General features: G+C 70.0%; 15 protein-coding genes and 1 riboswitch. Of the genes, 3 read left to right on the top strand and 12 right to left on the bottom strand.

Annotation, left to right across the window (positions count from 1 at the left end; translation table 11 throughout):
• Positions 1-8 precede the first annotated feature (8 nt).
• Entirely contained in the window at positions 9-647 is a 639-nt protein-coding gene (locus E3O23_RS16980) for an ECF transporter S component (protein ID WP_198415207.1), read from the bottom strand.
• A gap of 36 nt (positions 648-683) precedes the next feature.
• Positions 684-793: riboswitch (TPP riboswitch) on the bottom strand.
• A 315-nt stretch (positions 794-1,108) separates the two neighbouring features.
• Here E3O23_RS16980 and nhaA point away from each other — a divergent pair.
• Complete coding sequence (gene nhaA / locus E3O23_RS16975; RefSeq protein ID WP_134493110.1) at positions 1,109-2,482, top strand: Na+/H+ antiporter NhaA; 1,374 nt, start codon at positions 1,109-1,111, stop codon at positions 2,480-2,482.
• 35 nt (positions 2,483-2,517) lie between these two features.
• Here nhaA and E3O23_RS16970 read toward each other — a convergent pair whose 3' ends face one another.
• From E3O23_RS16970 to E3O23_RS16945, 6 genes are read right to left on the bottom strand one after another with little or no spacing between them, the layout of a single operon-like run.
• The gene (locus tag E3O23_RS16970; RefSeq protein WP_134493108.1) at positions 2,518-2,847 is read right to left on the bottom strand and encodes a hypothetical protein; all 330 of its coding nucleotides are present in this window, start codon (positions 2,845-2,847) and stop codon (positions 2,518-2,520) included.
• A gap of 10 nt (positions 2,848-2,857) precedes the next feature.
• On the bottom strand, positions 2,858-4,078 hold the full coding sequence (locus E3O23_RS16965; protein WP_134493106.1) for a DNA polymerase IV: 1,221 nt from the start codon (positions 4,076-4,078) through the stop codon (positions 2,858-2,860).
• Positions 4,079-4,135: 57 nt separating this feature from the next.
• The gene (locus E3O23_RS16960) at positions 4,136-4,936 is read right to left on the bottom strand and encodes an ABC transporter permease (RefSeq protein ID WP_134493104.1); all 801 of its coding nucleotides are present in this window, start codon (positions 4,934-4,936) and stop codon (positions 4,136-4,138) included.
• An 8-nt stretch (positions 4,937-4,944) separates the two neighbouring features.
• Positions 4,945-5,871: an ABC transporter permease gene (locus E3O23_RS16955; RefSeq protein ID WP_134493102.1), complete on the bottom strand. Its 927-nt coding sequence runs from the start codon at positions 5,869-5,871 to the stop codon at positions 4,945-4,947.
• Between the two features lie 42 nt (positions 5,872-5,913).
• Positions 5,914-7,119 carry an ABC transporter substrate-binding protein gene (locus E3O23_RS16950; RefSeq protein ID WP_134493100.1) on the bottom strand — a complete coding sequence of 402 codons (1,206 nt, stop codon included), beginning with the start codon at positions 7,117-7,119 and terminating at the stop codon, positions 5,914-5,916.
• 16 nt (positions 7,120-7,135) lie between these two features.
• On the bottom strand, positions 7,136-8,182 hold the full coding sequence (locus E3O23_RS16945) for an ABC transporter ATP-binding protein (RefSeq protein ID WP_134493098.1): 1,047 nt from the start codon (positions 8,180-8,182) through the stop codon (positions 7,136-7,138).
• Positions 8,183-8,283: 101 nt separating this feature from the next.
• On the opposite strand from E3O23_RS16945, the gene E3O23_RS16940 reads away from it, so the two are divergent.
• Both E3O23_RS16940 and E3O23_RS16935 read left to right on the top strand, forming a co-directional pair.
• The gene (locus E3O23_RS16940) at positions 8,284-9,036 is read left to right on the top strand and encodes a FadR/GntR family transcriptional regulator (RefSeq protein WP_134493096.1); all 753 of its coding nucleotides are present in this window, start codon (positions 8,284-8,286) and stop codon (positions 9,034-9,036) included.
• A gap of 4 nt (positions 9,037-9,040) precedes the next feature.
• Positions 9,041-9,832 (top strand): PDC sensor domain-containing protein, encoded by a 792-nt coding sequence (locus E3O23_RS16935; RefSeq protein ID WP_134493094.1) that lies wholly within the window; start codon positions 9,041-9,043, stop codon positions 9,830-9,832.
• A gap of 13 nt (positions 9,833-9,845) precedes the next feature.
• Here the strand turns inward: E3O23_RS16935 and E3O23_RS16930 are convergent, their stop codons facing one another.
• From E3O23_RS16930 to E3O23_RS16910, 5 genes are read right to left on the bottom strand one after another with little or no spacing between them, the layout of a single operon-like run.
• A complete protein-coding gene (locus E3O23_RS16930) occupies positions 9,846-10,928 on the bottom strand; it encodes a VIT1/CCC1 transporter family protein (protein ID WP_134493092.1) in 1,083 nt (360 codons plus the stop codon).
• A gap of 4 nt (positions 10,929-10,932) precedes the next feature.
• Positions 10,933-12,438: an Asp-tRNA(Asn)/Glu-tRNA(Gln) amidotransferase subunit GatB gene (gene gatB / locus E3O23_RS16925; RefSeq protein WP_134493090.1), complete on the bottom strand. Its 1,506-nt coding sequence runs from the start codon at positions 12,436-12,438 to the stop codon at positions 10,933-10,935.
• A complete protein-coding gene (gene gatA / locus E3O23_RS16920; protein WP_134493088.1) occupies positions 12,438-13,985 on the bottom strand; it encodes an Asp-tRNA(Asn)/Glu-tRNA(Gln) amidotransferase subunit GatA in 1,548 nt (515 codons plus the stop codon). Before gatA ends, gatB begins: the two co-directional genes overlap by 1 nt.
• A gap of 2 nt (positions 13,986-13,987) precedes the next feature.
• A complete protein-coding gene (gene gatC / locus E3O23_RS16915; RefSeq protein ID WP_134493086.1) occupies positions 13,988-14,284 on the bottom strand; it encodes an Asp-tRNA(Asn)/Glu-tRNA(Gln) amidotransferase subunit GatC in 297 nt (98 codons plus the stop codon).
• Between the two features lie 37 nt (positions 14,285-14,321).
• Positions 14,322-15,617, bottom strand: coding sequence for an alpha/beta hydrolase (locus E3O23_RS16910; RefSeq protein ID WP_166790567.1), 1,296 nt, complete (start codon positions 15,615-15,617; stop codon positions 14,322-14,324).
• Between the last annotated feature and the right edge of the window lie 161 nt (positions 15,618-15,778).

The raw sequence follows: 15,778 nt of genomic DNA, 5'->3' as shown, positions 1-15,778 counted from the left end.
GGGCGGTGTCAGACGTCGGCGCGGATCTCGCGACCGGCGGCGAACCGGCCGAGCGCTCCCGTCTTCGCGAGGCCTCGCATGGCCAGCCAGGAGAGCAGCCCGGCGATCAGGGCGCCGGAGACGACGGCGGAGACGGTGTAGATCGTCGCGAAGGCGGCGGCCGAACCGGGGTACCAGAGCACGAGGTCGTTGATCGCGAGGGCAAGGCCCGCCCCGGCGCCCGCCAGGACGGCGACGTAGGCGCGGTAGTTGGCATAGAGGAACGCCGCGAAGACGATTTCCGCGCCGAGACCCTGCGCCAGCCCGGAGACGAGCGTCAGCGGTCCCCACTGGTTGCCGATGAGCGTCGACACGACCGCCGCGAGCAACTCGGTGTAGAGCGCGGCGCCGGGCTTGCGAATGATCAGGCCGCCGAGCACCCCGGCGAAGAGCCATCCGCCGCCGAGGAGGGCCTGCAGGCCCGGGAGGAGGGGCTCGAGCGGGGCGCTGAGGGGGACGTAGGCGGTGTTCCAGGCGAAGAAGATGAGTCCGCTGGCGACACCGATGACGCTGGCGACGACGATGTCGACGACCCGCCACCGCAGGTTCCTCGGCTTCCGGGCCGTCTTCGGCGGCTTGGACGTGACGATGGTGTTTGTTGCGTGCACTGGTCGTGCCCTTCCGTAGGTGAATACAGGGCACGGGTACGAGATTGTTTGCCTCCCTGCGCTGGCATGATCCAGATCAGGTTCGACGGTCGAAGCCTCAGTAGCTTCCTCTCAGCCCGGTCAACCGGACTCCCGTGTTCGTTTCGATTATAGACCCGCCTAGACTCGCAGGATGGAGTCCCCCGGCGTCGGCGAACCCGGTCGCGCCGGATGACTCTCGCCGTTCCCCTGGTCCTCGCCGTGGTCCTTCTCGTGCTGATGCGATCGTTCATCCTCCGCCGACGACGGATGCAGCGGGGACTGCCCGTGCGCGGACCGTGGCGGTGGCCCCGGCGGCCGCGCCGGCGGTCATAGCCACGTGTACGCTGGGTACCGGTGAGCCGGGAAGTCTGGTCGGCATTTGATAGAGCGCGCCCGGAACCTGGTTTCGGGACCTGCGCCGGAACCAGAGGACGTCCCGAGTGACTGAACCAGCGTCGACCGATCCGGCTTCGACTCCACCATCGGCCACTCCCCCGTCCCCGGCCCGGGCGTGGATCCTCAGCCGCAGCAGTTACCCGGAGTACCTGCGCGTCGCGTCCATCCTGCGCAAGGAGACCGTGGGCGGTGCGCTGCTGCTGGCCGCCACCGTCGTCGCGCTCGTCCTCGCGAACACTCCGGCCGCCGACTTCTACTTCGCCGTCCGCGACTTCGAGGTCGGCTACGAGCCGTGGCACCTCAAGCTCAGCCTGGGCGCCTGGGCTGCCGACGGCCTCCTGGCCATCTTCTTTTTCCTCGCCGGGCTGGAACTCAAGCGCGAATTCGTCGCCGGCGAACTCCGCGTCTTCAGCCGCGCCATCGTGCCCGTTGCCGCCGCGCTCGGCGGCGTCATCATCCCCGCACTCATCTTCGCGGCCGTCAACTTCGGCGGCGGCGCGGGGGCCGTGCGCGGCTGGGCGATCCCGACGGCCACCGACATCGCCTTCGCCGTCGCTGTGCTGGCGGTCATCGGTTCCCACCTGCCCAGCGCCCTGCGCATCTTCCTGCTGACCCTGGCCGTCGTGGATGACCTCCTGGCCATCGTGATCATCGCGCTGTTCTACTCCACCGACATCCAGGTCATCCCGCTGCTGCTCGCCGTGCTGCCCCTGGCCCTCTACGCGTTCCTGGCGCACCGATACGCGAACTTCTTCGTGACCCGGGCGTTCGCGGCGTGGCTGATCCTCCTGCCGCTGGGCGTCATGGCGTGGGCGCTCGTGCACGGCTCCGGCATCCATGCCACCGTCGCCGGCGTGCTGCTGGGCTTCACGGTACCCGTGCTCCACCGCGACCGTGACGGTCGCGTGGGCGACGGCCCGGGCCTCGCCGAGTCGTTCGAGCACCGTTTCCGGCCGCTGTCGGCGGGGGTGGCGGTGCCGATCTTCGCGTTCTTCTCCGCGGGTGTGGCCATCGGCGGCGGCCAGGGCCTGGTGGATGCGCTGACCGATCCGGTGGCGATCGGGATCGTCGTGGCCCTCGTGGTCGGCAAACCGGTCGGGGTGCTGCTGGCCACCTGGCTGGTGACGAAGACGACCAGGGCGTCGCTCGATCCCGATCTCGCCTGGGTGGACATCGTCGGCGTGGCCGTGCTGGCCGGGGTCGGGTTCACCGTGTCCCTGCTGATCAGCGAACTCGCGTTCGGCCACGGGAGCGTGGAGGATGACCACGCGAAGGTGGCCATCCTCTCGGGCTCGCTGCTGGCGGCGCTGCTGGCCACGGTGCTGCTGCGGGCGCGGAACCGCCACTACCGCCGGGTCGAGGAGAAGGAGAAGACCGACGCCGACCACGACGGGGTGCCGGACGTGTTCCCGGCCTGAGCGGGTGCCGCGCGCCCAGCTACTCCTTGAGGGCGCTACTTCTTCAGGGCGCGGATCACCCGGGACAGCGCGTGGCCGGCGACCCAGATGAACGGGATCGCCACCACGAGCAACGACACGATGTTCGGGTCGAAGCGCACGGTGTTGCCGGACTTGACGTACGCGCCGATCGGGACGGACATCCCGCCGCCGCCCCCGCCGGCCGCCCCGCCTTCGGACTCCCCCGCGTCGCCGCCGCCGAAACCGTACTGGACGAGCGCGACCGGGACGAGCGTGACGCCCTCCACCTGGATCGGGTCGCCGTAGGCCGATCTCACGCCGACGGACCGGGCATTCTCTGCAAGCTTGAGCACAAGGTTGGTCATGCCGCTCAGGTTACCCCCTGTCGGGTTTGAGGTGCGAGGCCGGTTTCACCGCGCCGCGGCCGAATCGCGCCGTCACCGTGTCGACGGCGAGTTCCGCCTCGCGCCAGTCGTCATCGGGATCCCACAGCCCGAGCCCGGCGCCGTCCCCTGTGCCCAGCTGCTCCATCCGCACGCCGATGAGCCGAACCCGGATGCCGGAAGCCGCAAGGGCGTCGAAGACCAGGGCGGCCTCCTCGTAGATGCGCCGGCCGACGTTGGTGGGTTCGGCCAGGGTGCGGGAGCGGGTGACCGTGCTGAAGTCGGCGTAGCGCACCTTCAGGACGACGGTGCGGCCTACGAGGCCGGCGCCGCGCAGCCGGGCGGCCACCGCGTCCGCCTGCCTGAGGATTTCGCTGCGCAGGCGGGCGACATCCGTCACGTCGTGTTCGAAGGTGACCTCATGGCCGACGCTCTTCTCCTCGCGGTCGAGGCTGACCCGGCGCGGATCCCTGCCCCAGGCGAGGTCATGCAGTTTGCGGCCGGCGGCCTCCCCGATCCCGGCCTGCAGCACGGCCAGCGGGGTGTTCGCGATATCGCCGATCCGCTTCAGCCCCAGCCGGGCCAGGGTCTGTTCGGTCGTCGCCCCGACGCCCCACAGCGCGCCGACCGGCAGCGGATGCAGGAAGGCGATCGTGTCATCGGCGGGGATGAGAAGCAGGCCGTTGGGCTTGGCCCGGCCGGAGGCGAGCTTCGCAACGAACTTGGTGGACGCGGCGCCGACCGAGCAGGTGAGCCCGGTCTCGGCCTGCACCCGCAGCCGGATGAGCGCGCCGATCACGGCGGGCGAGCCGTGGATGCGCCGGGCCCCGGCCACGTCGAGGAACGCCTCGTCGATCCCGAGCGGTTCCACCAGCGGGGTCACGTCGTTGAAGATGGCCATGACCTGGCGGGAGAAGTCCTGGTAGCGGCCCATGTGCGGCTCCAGCACGACGGCGTCGGGGCAGCGGCGCAGCGCGAGCGCCATCGGCATGGCCGAGTTCACGCCGTACCGCCGGGCGACATAGTTGGCCGCGGTCACGACGGAGCGGCCGGAGCGGTGGCCGACGACGACCGGTTTGTCGACGAGTTCGGGGTGGTCGAGAAGTTCGACCGAGGCGAAGAACGCGTCCAGGTCGACGTGGAGAATGGTCGCGGTGGAATCGTCGACCGGGGTGGTCGTGACCTCGCGGTTGCTGCCGTCTTGCCTGCTCATCAGGATGACCCTAACCCACCGGGGAGCGAGCCACACGCCCCGAGGCGACGACCGGTCTCAGCGAACGATCTTCTCCGCCCCGGCGATGCGCTGGGCGATGTAGATCGGGATGATCGAGACGAGCACGAGCACCACGGCGATCACGTTGACGATCGGCGCCTGGTTCGGCCGGAACAGGTTGTCCAGGATCCAGAGCGGCAGGGTCTTCACCCCGGCGCCCGCCGTGAAGGTCGTCACGATGATCTCGTCGAAGCTGAGCGCGAAGGCCAGCAGGCCGCCGGCGAAGAGCGCGGAGCGCAGCTGGGGGAAGGTCACCAGCCGGAACGTGGTCCAGAGCCCGGCGCCCAGGTCGGCGGAGGCCTCCTCGAAGTTGGTGCCCTGCCGCCGCAGCCGGGCGATCACGTTGTTGAAGACCGTGACGATGCAGAAGGTGGCGTGGGCGACGATCACCGTGAGGATCGACAGCTGGATCCCCAGGATGGTGCGGAACGCGTTGTTCAGCGCGATACCGGTGATGATGCCCGGCAGGGCGATCGGCAGGATCACCAGCAGGCTCACCGCTTCCCGGCCGAAGAAGGTGTACCGCTGCAGGGCCAGGGAGATGAGCGTTCCGAGCACGAGGGAGATGAGCGTGGCGACGCTGGCGACCTGCACGCTGGTCACCAGCGCGTCCAGCGCGCCCTCGCTGCGGAAGGCCCGCGACCACCACTCGAGGGTGAAACCGGGCGGCGGCCAGCTGAGGCTCGTGCTCGTGCTGAACGAGTTCACGAAGACCACGAACAGGGGCAGGTAGATGGCCGCGAGCACGAGCCCCGTCATGATGGCCAGGATGCCCCGCGCCGCTCGACTCAGTCTCATCGGGTCTCCTACAGGTTTTCCAGGGCGCCCGTGCGGCGCACCACGGCGAGGTAGCCGAAGATGATGACGATCGGGATCAGGGCGATCGCCGCGGCCAGCGGCAGGTTGTTGGCGGCGCCGACGTTCGTGTAGACGAGGTTGCCCAGCAGCTGGTTGGCCCCGCCGACGATGTTCACGGTGATGTAGTCGCCCAGCGACAGCGCGAAGCTGAAGATCGAGCCGGCGATGATGGCGGGCCAGATCATCGGGAGGACGACCAGCCGCAGGGTCGCACCGGTCTTGCCGCCGAGGTCGCCCGAGGCCTCGAGCAGCGAATCGGGCACGCGTTCCAGGCCGGCGTAGATCGGCAGGATCACGTACGGCAGCCACAGGTACGACAGGGTGATGATCGTCGCCGGCAGTCCGTACCCGGGCGTCTCCCCGCCGAAGGGGGCGAGCAGCCATTGCAGGATGCCGTCCTGGGACAGCACCGACCGCCAGGCGTACGCCTTGACGAGGTAGCTCGCCCACAGGGGCATCAGCACGGCGATGACGAGGATGCGCTGGGCCCGGGGGCTCGCCACCTTGGCCATGTAGAACGCGATCGGCAGGGCGATCACGATGTCGACGATCGTGACGAGCAACGCGACGCCGACCGTCCGGACCGTGACCGTCTGGTAGAGCGACCCGGTCAGCACGGTGATGATGTTGTCGAGGGTCCAGGTCTGGGAGATCTGCCCGGTGAACGTGTCGACCGTCCAGAGGGCGGTGATCAGCAGCGCCGCCAGGGCGGCGATGTAGACCAGGCCCAGCCAGAACAGGGGGGCGGAGAGCAGCAGGGTCAGCCGCAGGCGCGGATGCAGGCTCAGGAAGACGGAGCCCCGCCGGCCCAGGGTGTCCCTGGGCGGCGGAACCGTCATCCGGTTGCCGGGTGGCGCGCTCGCGTCGACCGTCATTGTCCTTCGTCCTTCCGTCCGGCTGGGCCTGGTCGGGCCTGGCTAGCCCTTGATTTCCTGCCAGGCGGTGGTCCAGGCCGAGTAGTCGGTGCACTCGACATCGGTGCGACCGTCGAGGCACTCGGCGATCGGGGTGGACCAGTACCAGATCTTCGACGCGTAGTCGGCGTCACCGGCGTGGAACGACTCGCAGGATCCTTCGGAGCGGAAGTCGCAGGCTGCCTGGTTCGACGGCGCCTCGCCGAAGTACTCGGTGGCCTGTGCGTTCGCCTCCGGGCTGGCGATGTAGTCGAGCCACTTGTACGCGCAGTTCGGGTTCTTCGCCTCCGACGCGATCATCCAGGTGTCCGACCAGCCGGTCACGCCCTCCTCTGGCACGATCACCTCGGCCTTGGTGCCCGCGGCGAGGGAGTTGCGGATGACCTGCCAGGTCGTCCCGACGACGGTGTCGCCGGTCTCGAACGCCTGGATCTCCTTGAGGTAGTCGGACCAGTACTCGCCGATGTTGACGCGCTGCTCCTTGAGCAGGTCGACGGCTGCTTTCAGCTGGGTCTCATCGAGGGCGTACGGGTTCTTGATGCCCAGGTCGGGCTGGTGGGCCATCAGGTAGACCGCGGCGTCCGCGATGTAGATCGGCGAGTCGTAGGCGGTCACCTTGCCCTTGTAGGCGGAGGACTTGTCGAACACGACGTCCCAGGACGTCGGCGCGGGCTTCACAGCCTCCGTGTTGTACATGAGGAGGTTGGCGCCGTAGCCGTGCGGGATGCCGTAGGAGACGCCGTCGACGCTGTTCCAGGACTGCATCTTGAGGAAGTCGTAGATTCCCTCGTAGTTCGGGATCAGGTCCGTGTTGACCGGCGCGACGTCGCCGGCGGCGACCAGGCGCAGGGACGCGTCGCCCGAGGCTGCGACGACGTCGTACTCCCCGGTCTTCATCAGGTTGAACGCCTCGTCGCTGGTGCCGTAGGTCTTGCTGGTCACCGTGCAGCCGGTCTCGTCTTCGAAGGCGCTCACCCAGTCGACCGCCGGGTCGTTGCTGCCGTCTTCGACGTAGCCCGGCCAGGCCAGGATCGACACGGCGCCCTCGGTCTTCCCGAGTTCGGTGGCCGCCTTGGGGCCTTCGCTGCTGCCGCCGCCCGATCCCTGCGTGGTTCCGCAAGCAGTGAGTAGAGCAACCGAGGCAAGTGCCAGGCCCGTGAGCAGCGCCTGGGACCGGCGCCCCCGGCGGTTTTCTGTGTAGCGGTTCATTGCATTCTCCATCCTTCTACTGTTGTGCGGTTGCGGTTGCGGATTCGAGGTCGACGACGTCGACGTCCTGGAACCCGACACTGACGCGGGAGCCGCGCTGGTCTTCGCCCACCCGGTGGGCGTCGTTCTGCTCGAGGACCGTGATGCGTTTGCCCACGTCGAGGTCCACGATCAGTCGTGTGCTGCTGCCGACGTAGATGACCTCGGCCAGCGTGCCCAGGGCCGTGCGATCCGTCGCGGGCGGCGAGAGCTCCGGGCCGATCGAGATCTTCTCCGGCCGCAGGGAGTGCAGGCCGCCGTGGCCGACCAGGCGACGGGACACCTCGTCGTCGAAGACGTTGGAGGTGCCCACGAACGCGGCGACGAAGGGCGACACCGGGCGGTCGTAGATCTCCGCCGGGGTGCCGAGCTGCTCGATCTTCCCCTCGTTGAACACCGCGATCCGGTCGCTGAGGGTGAGGGCTTCCTCCTGGTCGTGGGTGACGAAGATGAAGGTGATGCCGAGCTCCCGCTGGAGTTCCTTGAGCTCGACCTGCATCTGTTCCCGCAGCTTGAGGTCGAGCGCGCCGAGCGGCTCGTCGAGGAGGAGCGCCTTGGGCCGAACGACCGTGGCCCGGGCGAGGGCCACGCGCTGCCGCTGCCCGCCGGAGAGCTGGCTGGGTTTGCGGTCGCCGAAACCGCCCAGGCGAACGGTTTCGAGCGCGTCCCGCGCCCGCGCCAGGCGGTCCCGCCTGGAGACTCCCCGCACCCGCAGCCCGTACGCGACGTTCTCGAGCACGGTCATGTGCGGGAAGAGGGCGTAATCCTGGAAGACGGTGTTGACGTCGCGGTCGAAGGGGGCACGCTCGGTCACGTCCTGCCCGAACAGCGAGATCGTGCCGGCGGTCGGCTGCTCGAAGCCCGCGATGAGGCGCAGCACGGTCGTCTTGCCCGAGCCGGACGGCCCCAGCATCGAGAAGAACTCCCCCTCGGCAATGTCGAGGTCCACATGGTCGACGGCGGTGACCGTACCGAAGACCTTGGTCAATCCGGTCAACCGGATGGCGGGGTTTTCCGCGCTCACGTGGCCTCCTAGCTCGCTCTGAGGTAAATCATATGGAGTTAGATGTCTTTTCGGCACCCGCGGATGTTACGGTCGTGTCACAACGCAGGAAAGTATCCAATATGCCCCAGTCCATTCGTCCCCGCACGGTCGCCCACGCGGCCGTCTTCGGCCCGCTCGAGGGCGCCGGCCGGGCCGAGCTGGTGGCGCAGCGGCTGACCGACGCGATCGTGCTCGGTATCCTGGCCGATGGTGAACGCCTGCCGACCGAGTCCCTCCTGGCGCGCAAGTTCGGCGTCGCCACGGTCACCGCGCGAGAGGCGCTGGACACGTTGCGCCACAAGGGCCTGGTCGAGACCAAGCGCGGGCGGGGCGGCGGGAGTTTCGTGACCTACGCCGGCGCCGGGCACGGTCGCCTGCAGGACGAGCGCCTCCTCGGTCTCTCGCGGGTGCAGCTCCGCGACCTGGGCGCGCACTACGCCGCGATCGGGGCGATGACGGCGGAACTCGCCGCGGATCGCGCCACCGATACCGACGTCGACAATCTCCGCCGCATTGTCGAGTCGGCCGACCCAACCGACGAGGGCGCTGCGCGGCGGGCGCAGGGAACGTTTCGGCTGGAGGTCTCCGCCCTGAGCCAGTCGGCACGGCTCGTTCGCGAGGAACTCCGGCTTCAGGCCGAGTTCGGCCCGCTGCTCTGGCTGTGCCTGCGCAACCCCGACTACCGCGACCGGTGCCGGGAGGCGCAACGCGGTATGGTTGCTGCGATCGAGGCCCAGGACGGCGAACGGGCCAGACGGCTCTCCGTGCGCCAGATCACCGAGGCGATCGAGTGGCTGATCGAAGCCAAGGCCGCCCTTGAGAAGACGGAGTGACACTGTGGATGCCCTGACCCGCACCTCCATCGCCGACAGCATTGCGGCGGTGAGCGAGCACGTCAGCTCCGTGTTCCTGCGCCTCGAGGACTGGCGCGGCGTGGTCCAGGACTTCGTCCGATCACGCGGTGGGGAGGTCAACCGCGCGGAGCTCGACTCGGTCGTGGAGGGCCTGGTCCTCCGCGAGTTCGCCAGGCCGCACGGGTCCGTCATCGGCGCCGGTTTCGTCTCCGCCCCCGGTTTTCTCCGGGACGCCGAGTGGCACCTGGCCTGGTGGCTCGGCGACCGCAACACGTTCGGCGTGGGATCCGCCGCCCCCAGCGTGCGCCGGCTCGACGCCGTCGAGGACAGTACCGACGAGAACTTCCGCGACTACACGGCCCTGGAGTGGTGGCGGGTGCCCGTGGGCACGGGCACCCGCCACATCACGGGTCCGTACGTGGACTACCTCTGCACCGACGACTACACGCTCACGCTCACCCTGCCGGTCTGCTTCGACGAGACGGTGGTCGGCGTGGTGGGCGCCGACCTGTACGTCGAGGACGTGGAGCGCGCCCTCCTCCCCCGGCTGGCCGCCGTCGGCGCCCCGGTGACGCTCGTCAACGCGTCCGGACGGGTCGTGCTCTCGACCGACGTGCACCTGGCGACCGGCGCGCTCCTGCGCCTGGCCGGCCTCGCCGAAACGCTGCGCGGCGGTGACGACACGGCCGCGGCCGTGCGGCTGGACGACGGGCACGAGGTCGTCTGGTGCCCCGGCACCGGCCTCGCACTGGTCGTGCGGCCCGCGCGGCGGTAGCCCGTCGTTCCGGCTACCCTCCGACGAGCAGCCCGAGCGCGTAGGTGACCGCGGCGGCGCCCAGGCCGATCGACAGCTGGCGGAGCGCCCGGCGCAGCGGCGGACCGCCCGAAAGCAGTCCCACGATGGCCCCTGTGGCCAGCAGGGCCAGGCCCACGAGCACGGTCGCGACCACCATCGCCGCGGCTCCGCTCAGCCCGAACAGGTAGGGAAGCACCGGCAGGAGCGCACCGGAGGCGAAGAAACAGAAGCTGGAGAGGGCCGCGCCGACGGCCGTTCCGACGGCTTCGTGCTCGTCGACGGGTTCACTCGGCGGGGCGCCCAGGTCCACCGGCCCGGTGGCGATCGTCAGCGTGCGCAGCACCTCGCGGGCGTGGATCTCGGCCTTCTCCGGGCTCATCCCCTGTGCCCGGTAGACCAGGGTCAGTTCGTTCGCGGAGATGTCGAGGTGGCCGAGGTCGCTTTTGTTCGACGGGTTCGGGCTGGAGGCCTCGAGCAGCTCACGCTGCGACCGCACCGACACGAATTCGCCGGCCGCCATCGAGAGCGCGCCGGCCAGCAGACCGGCGACGCCGGTGAACAGGATGGTGGCGGCCGGCATCCCCGCGGCGCCGATGCCCAGCACGAGCGCGAGGTTGCTGACCAGACCGTCGTTGACGCCGAAGACCGCCGCGCGGAACGACCCGGAGAGGCGCTGGCGCCCCCGGGCGGCGAGGCCGCGCACGACTTCCTCATGGATGCGCTCGTCGGCGGCCATGGCGTCGGTCGCGTCCGCGTCGGTCCCGTAGGGCGAGCCGGATTCGGCCCGCTGCGCCAGCGCGAGCACGAAAACCGAACCGAACCGGCGGGCGAGGAAGCCGAGCAGCCGGGTGCGCACGGCGCCCTTGCGCGGCGCGCCGACGTCGTCACCGAGGAGGTTCCGCCAGTGCGCCTCGTGCCGCCCCTCGGCCTCGGCCAGGGCGAGCAGGATCTCCCGTTCTTCGCCGGACCGGCGCCCGGCGAGGTCACGGTACACCGCGGCCTCGGCCTGTTCGTCGGCCAGGTACCGCCGCCAGCGACGGATGTCGGCCTCGCGCGCCGCTCGCCCGGCAGGCACGCCCCTACTCCGCCGTTCCGGCGCGTTCGAGCACGAGTTCGCGCACGCGGGCCGCGTCGGCCTGGCCTCTCATCGCCTTCATCACGGCACCGATGACGGCCCCGGCGGCCTGCACCTTGCCGTCGCGGATCTTCGCCAGGACGTCGGGCTGCGAGGCCAGGGCCTCGTCGATCGCCGCGATCAGCGGTCCGTCGTCGGAGACAACGGCGAGGCCGCGGCTCTCGACGACCTCGAGCGGGGTGCCCTCGCCGGCGATGACGCCTTCGAGCACCTGGCGGGCGAGGCGGTCGGTCAGCGTGCCGGCCTCGACGAGTTCGATCAGCGCGGCCAGCTGGTGCGGCCGGACGAGCGAGTCGGCGGCCACGCCGGCGACGTTCGCCAGGCGGGCGACCTCGCCGGTCCACCACTTGCGTGCGGCCTGCGGGGTGGCGCCGGCGGCGACGGTCGCCTCGACGGCGTCGAGCAGGTCGGAGTTGACGACATCCTGGAATTCCAGGTTCGCCAGGCCCCAGGCGGCCTGCAGGCGCTTGCGGCGCGCGGCCGGCGGCTCCGGCAGGGTCGCCCGGAGCTCTTCGACCCATTCCCGCGACGGCGCGACGGGCACGAGGTCGGGCTCGGGGAAGTAGCGGTAGTCGTCGGCGTCGGACTTGGGGCGCCCGGCGGAGGTCCGGCCGGTGTCCTCGTGCCAGTGGCGGGTCTCCTGGGTGATGGTTCCGCCGGCGGAGAGCAGCGCGGCCTGGCGCTGGATCTCGTAACGCACGGCCCGCTCGACCGAGCGCAGCGAGTTGACGTTCTTGGTCTCGGTGCGCGTGCCCAGGATGTTCGAGCCGCGCGGGCGCAGGGACACGTTCGCGTCGCAGCGCACGTTGCCTTCCTCCATCCGGGCGTTGGACACGCCCAGGGCCTTGACGATCTCGCGGATCGCGGCGACGTAGGTCTTGCCGATCTCCGGCGAGTCGGCCTCGCCGCCCTCGATCATCTGCGTGACGATCTCGACCAGCGGCACGCCGCCGCGGTTGTAGTCGACGAGCGAGTAGTCGGCGCCCTGGATGCGGCCGGTCGCGCCGCCCTTGTGGGTGAGCTTGCCGGCGTCGTCCTCCATGTGGGCGCGCTCGATCTCGACGGTGACCTGGCGGCCGCTCTCGAGTTCGATGGTGAGCGAGCCGTTGAAGGCGATCGGCTCGTCGTACTGCGAGGTCTGGAAGTTCTTCGCGGTGTCCGGGTAGAAGTAGTTCTTCCGGGCGAACCGGGACGTCTCGGCGATGTCGCAGCCGAGGGCCAGGCCGAGGCGAATGCTCGACTCGATCGCCTTCCGGTTCACCTGCGGAAGCCCGCCGGGCAGGCCGAGGCAGGTGGGGCAGGTGTTCGTGTTCGCGCCCTGACCGAATTCGTTGGCGCAGCCGCAGAACATCTTCGTCTTCGTGTTGAGTTCGACGTGCACCTCGAAGCCGAGGACCGGCTCGTAGAGTTCGAGGGCCTTGTCGAAGTCCATCAATTCAGCCTTCTTCATCAGAGGACCCCTTCTTCGCTCGCGAACATTTCCAGCGGCGCCAGCGCGGGTGCGCGGCTGAGCAGCGTGTGGCCCCAGTGCGTTTCGAGCAGCTGCTCGACCGCGGCACCGAAGGTATAGAGCCGGGCGTCCTGCTTTGCCGGCGCCATGACCTGGAGTCCGACCGGCAGGCCGTCCTCGGGCGCGAGGCCCATCGGCAGGCTCATCCCGGGGATCCCGGCGAGGTTGGCCGGGATGGTGGTGATGTCGTTGAGGTACATGGCCATCGGGTCGGCCAGCTTCTCGCCGAACTTGAACGCGGTCGTCGGGGCGCTGGGCGACACGAGCAGGTCGACCTTCTCGAAGGCCGCGTCGAAGTCGCGCTGGATCAGGGTGCGCACCTTCTGCGCGCTGCCGTAGTAGGCGTCGTAGTAGCCGGTGCTGAGCGCGTAGGTGCCCAGGATGATCCGGCGCTTGACCTCGGGGCCGAAGCCGGCGTCGCGGGTGGCGGCCATGACGCGTTCGATCGTGACCGGTCCGTCGGTGGGGTTCTCCCGGAGCCCGAAGCGCACCGAGTCGAACCTGGCCAGGTTGCTGGAGGCCTCGGCGGGGAGGATCAGGTAGTACGCGGCGACCGAGTACTCGAAGTTCGGCGCGCTCACCTCGGTGATCTCCGCGCCCGCCGCGGCGAGCAGGGCGAGGGTTTCGGTGAAGCGCTGCTTGACGCCGGCCTGGAAGCCGTCTCCATGCAGTTCCTTGACGACGCCGATGCGGATGCCCTTGAGGGCTCCGTCGGCGAGGCCGGCCCGCGCTGCGGCGGCCATCGACGGCCACGGGTCGGTCAGGGAGGTCGAGTCGAGCGGGTCGTGGCCGCCGATGACGTCGTGCAGGAGCGCCGCGTCATAGACCGTGCGTGAGACCGGCCCGACCTGGTCGAGGGAGGACGCGAGGGCGATCGCGCCGTAGCGGGAGACGCCGCCGTAGGTGGGCTTGACCCCGACGGAACCGGTGACGGCCGCGGGCTGGCGGATCGATCCGCCGGTGTCGCTGCCGAGGGCGATCGGGGCCTCGAAGGCGGCGACCGCGGCGGCCGAGCCGCCGCCGGACCCGCCGGGGATCCGTTCCTGGTCCCAGGGGTTGCGGGTCGGGCCGTACGCGGAGTGCTCGGTGGAGGAGCCCATCGCGAACTCGTCCATGTTGGTCTTGCCGAGCGGGATCAGGTGCGCGTCGCGCAGCCGTTTGACGACGGTGGCGTCGTAGGGCGGGATCCAGCCCTCGAGGATCTTCGAGCCGGCCGTTGAGGGCATGTCGCGGGTGGCGAGCACGTCCTTGATGGCGATCGGCACGCCGGCGAGCAGGCCGAGCCGTTCACCGGCGGCGCGACGGGCGTCGACCCGGTCGGCCGTGGCGAGGGCGGCATCCGCTGCCACGTGCAGGAACGCGTGCAGGTCGGTGTCGACGGCAGCGATGTGGTCGAGGTGCGCGCGGGTCACCTCGACCGAACTGACCGAGCCGTCGGCGAGGAGACCGCCCAGGTCGGCGGCGGAGAGCTTGATGAGATCGGTCATGGTCAGTCCTCTTCCAGGATCGGGGGCACCCGGAACTTGTCGCCGTCGCGGTCGGGGGCTCCGGAGAGCGCCTGTTCGACCGTCAGCGACGGGACGACGACGTCGTCGCGGAAGACGTTGGTCAGGGGCATCGGGTGGCTCGTCGCGGGGACGTCGGGGGTGGCCACTTCCTGGACCTTCTTCACCGACTCCACGATCTGACCCAGGTCGATTGTGAGACTGGCGATCTCTTCCGGGCTGAGGTCGATCCGGGCGAGGCTGGCCAAATGGGCAACCTGCTCGGCCGTGATTCCAGACATGAAACTCCGTACGGTCGTCGAGGTGGATGCCTCAATTCTATTCGGAGCCGTTGGTGGCCAGTTTCGCGTTGTCCGTACCGATCAGGGCCATGTTGTGCAGGGACTCGCTTCCCGGGGTGAAGTACGCGTTGTGGCCGAGCGATCCGTTCAGCCATTTTCCGGTCACGCGGTCCCTGGCGCCGTCCACGCCGAGGGTGTGCGCGCCGTAGGCCGCGGCACCGGGGTCGCTGCCGAAGAAGGCGCTGTTGACGGCGGGATCCCAGTCGGCCTCGCCGACGAAGACGTTGCCATGGGCCACGGACAGCTCGGCCACCGACTGGATGCCGCTGCCCGGCGACCCGACCATGACGAACGCGTCGACGCCGACCGACCCGCGGGCGAGGGCGGTGAGCGACACCGTCGTGCCGTAGGAGTGGCCGAAGACCGAGAGGAAGGGTTGCTCCGCGCCGCGGGCCGAGCGCACGCCCAGCCAGGAGTCCTCGAGGAAGTCGGCGCCGGCTTCGGCCCGGTCCAGTCCCCCGACGGAGAAGAGGTCGGGCGTCTCGTAGCCGATCCAGGCGATCGTCGCGACGGTGGGTCGGGGCTCGCCGTGCGCCGTCCTCCGCGCGAGCACCTTCGCCTGCTCCCGGTAGAGGTCGTCGGCGGTCGTGGCCCAGTTGACCAGCTGCTCGCGCACGCCGTAGTTCATGCCCGGGACCAGGTAGCTCAGGTAGTCGGCGGTGTCCGGGTCGCCCAGCGCGATAGCCGCCCGGCCGCCGGCCAGCGTGTCCAGCAGGATCAGCGACCTCAGCGGCCCGCCCTCGCTCGGCCGCAGCGCCTCCTTGACCTGGCGGAGCACGGCCAGTTCGCCCTCGAGGCGGGTGCGCTCCGGCCCGGTCGCGTCGGCCAGGTCCGCCCGGACGTCGGACAGCGTCCGGCCGAGGTAGCGCAGGTTGGCCGTGGCGCGCTGCCGCGCCGGCACGCCGTCGAGGTTGCCCACGAGCCGGGGCACGGCCCTGGCCAGGGTCGTCCGGCTCTCGGCGCCGAGGCCGCTCCACCATTCGGTGACCGCGGTGGACGCCGGCGGCGACGACAGCAGGGCGTCGATCTGCGCCGGATGGGCGGCGGCGAAGGTGGACAGGTCGCCCAGGGAAAGGCGGGACATCCCGACCAGGAGCCCGGCCCCGCTCAGGGTCTGCAGCGAGGCGACGTCGACGGATGTCCCCGGGCTCGCCGAAAGGTTGAGCCACAGCGGGGCTGCCTCGCCGCCCGCGGGGACATCCGAGACCCGGCTGGGCAGGCGCTCGGCGATCGACGTCGTCTGGAATTCGGGCACGCCGCTGAGCTCGCTCACCCTGCCGAGTGTGAGCGAGGCTGTCAAAACCGCTGCGACGTCAAACAGCAATGCCGGGTACGTCCCCTCCCGCATGACCGTCGGGAGGCCTTTTCGGGCCTCATTCGGGTCTCAGGATCACAGCCTAGTGACAGGAAAACAGCGGTAGGGAGCCGGTCCAC

The organism is Cryobacterium tagatosivorans (genome assembly GCF_004402215.1).
Taxonomy (GTDB): domain Bacteria; phylum Actinomycetota; class Actinomycetes; order Actinomycetales; family Microbacteriaceae; genus Cryobacterium; species Cryobacterium tagatosivorans.
Note: the sequence above shows the minus strand (reverse complement) of the source record. Positions and strands in the feature narration are given on the sequence as shown.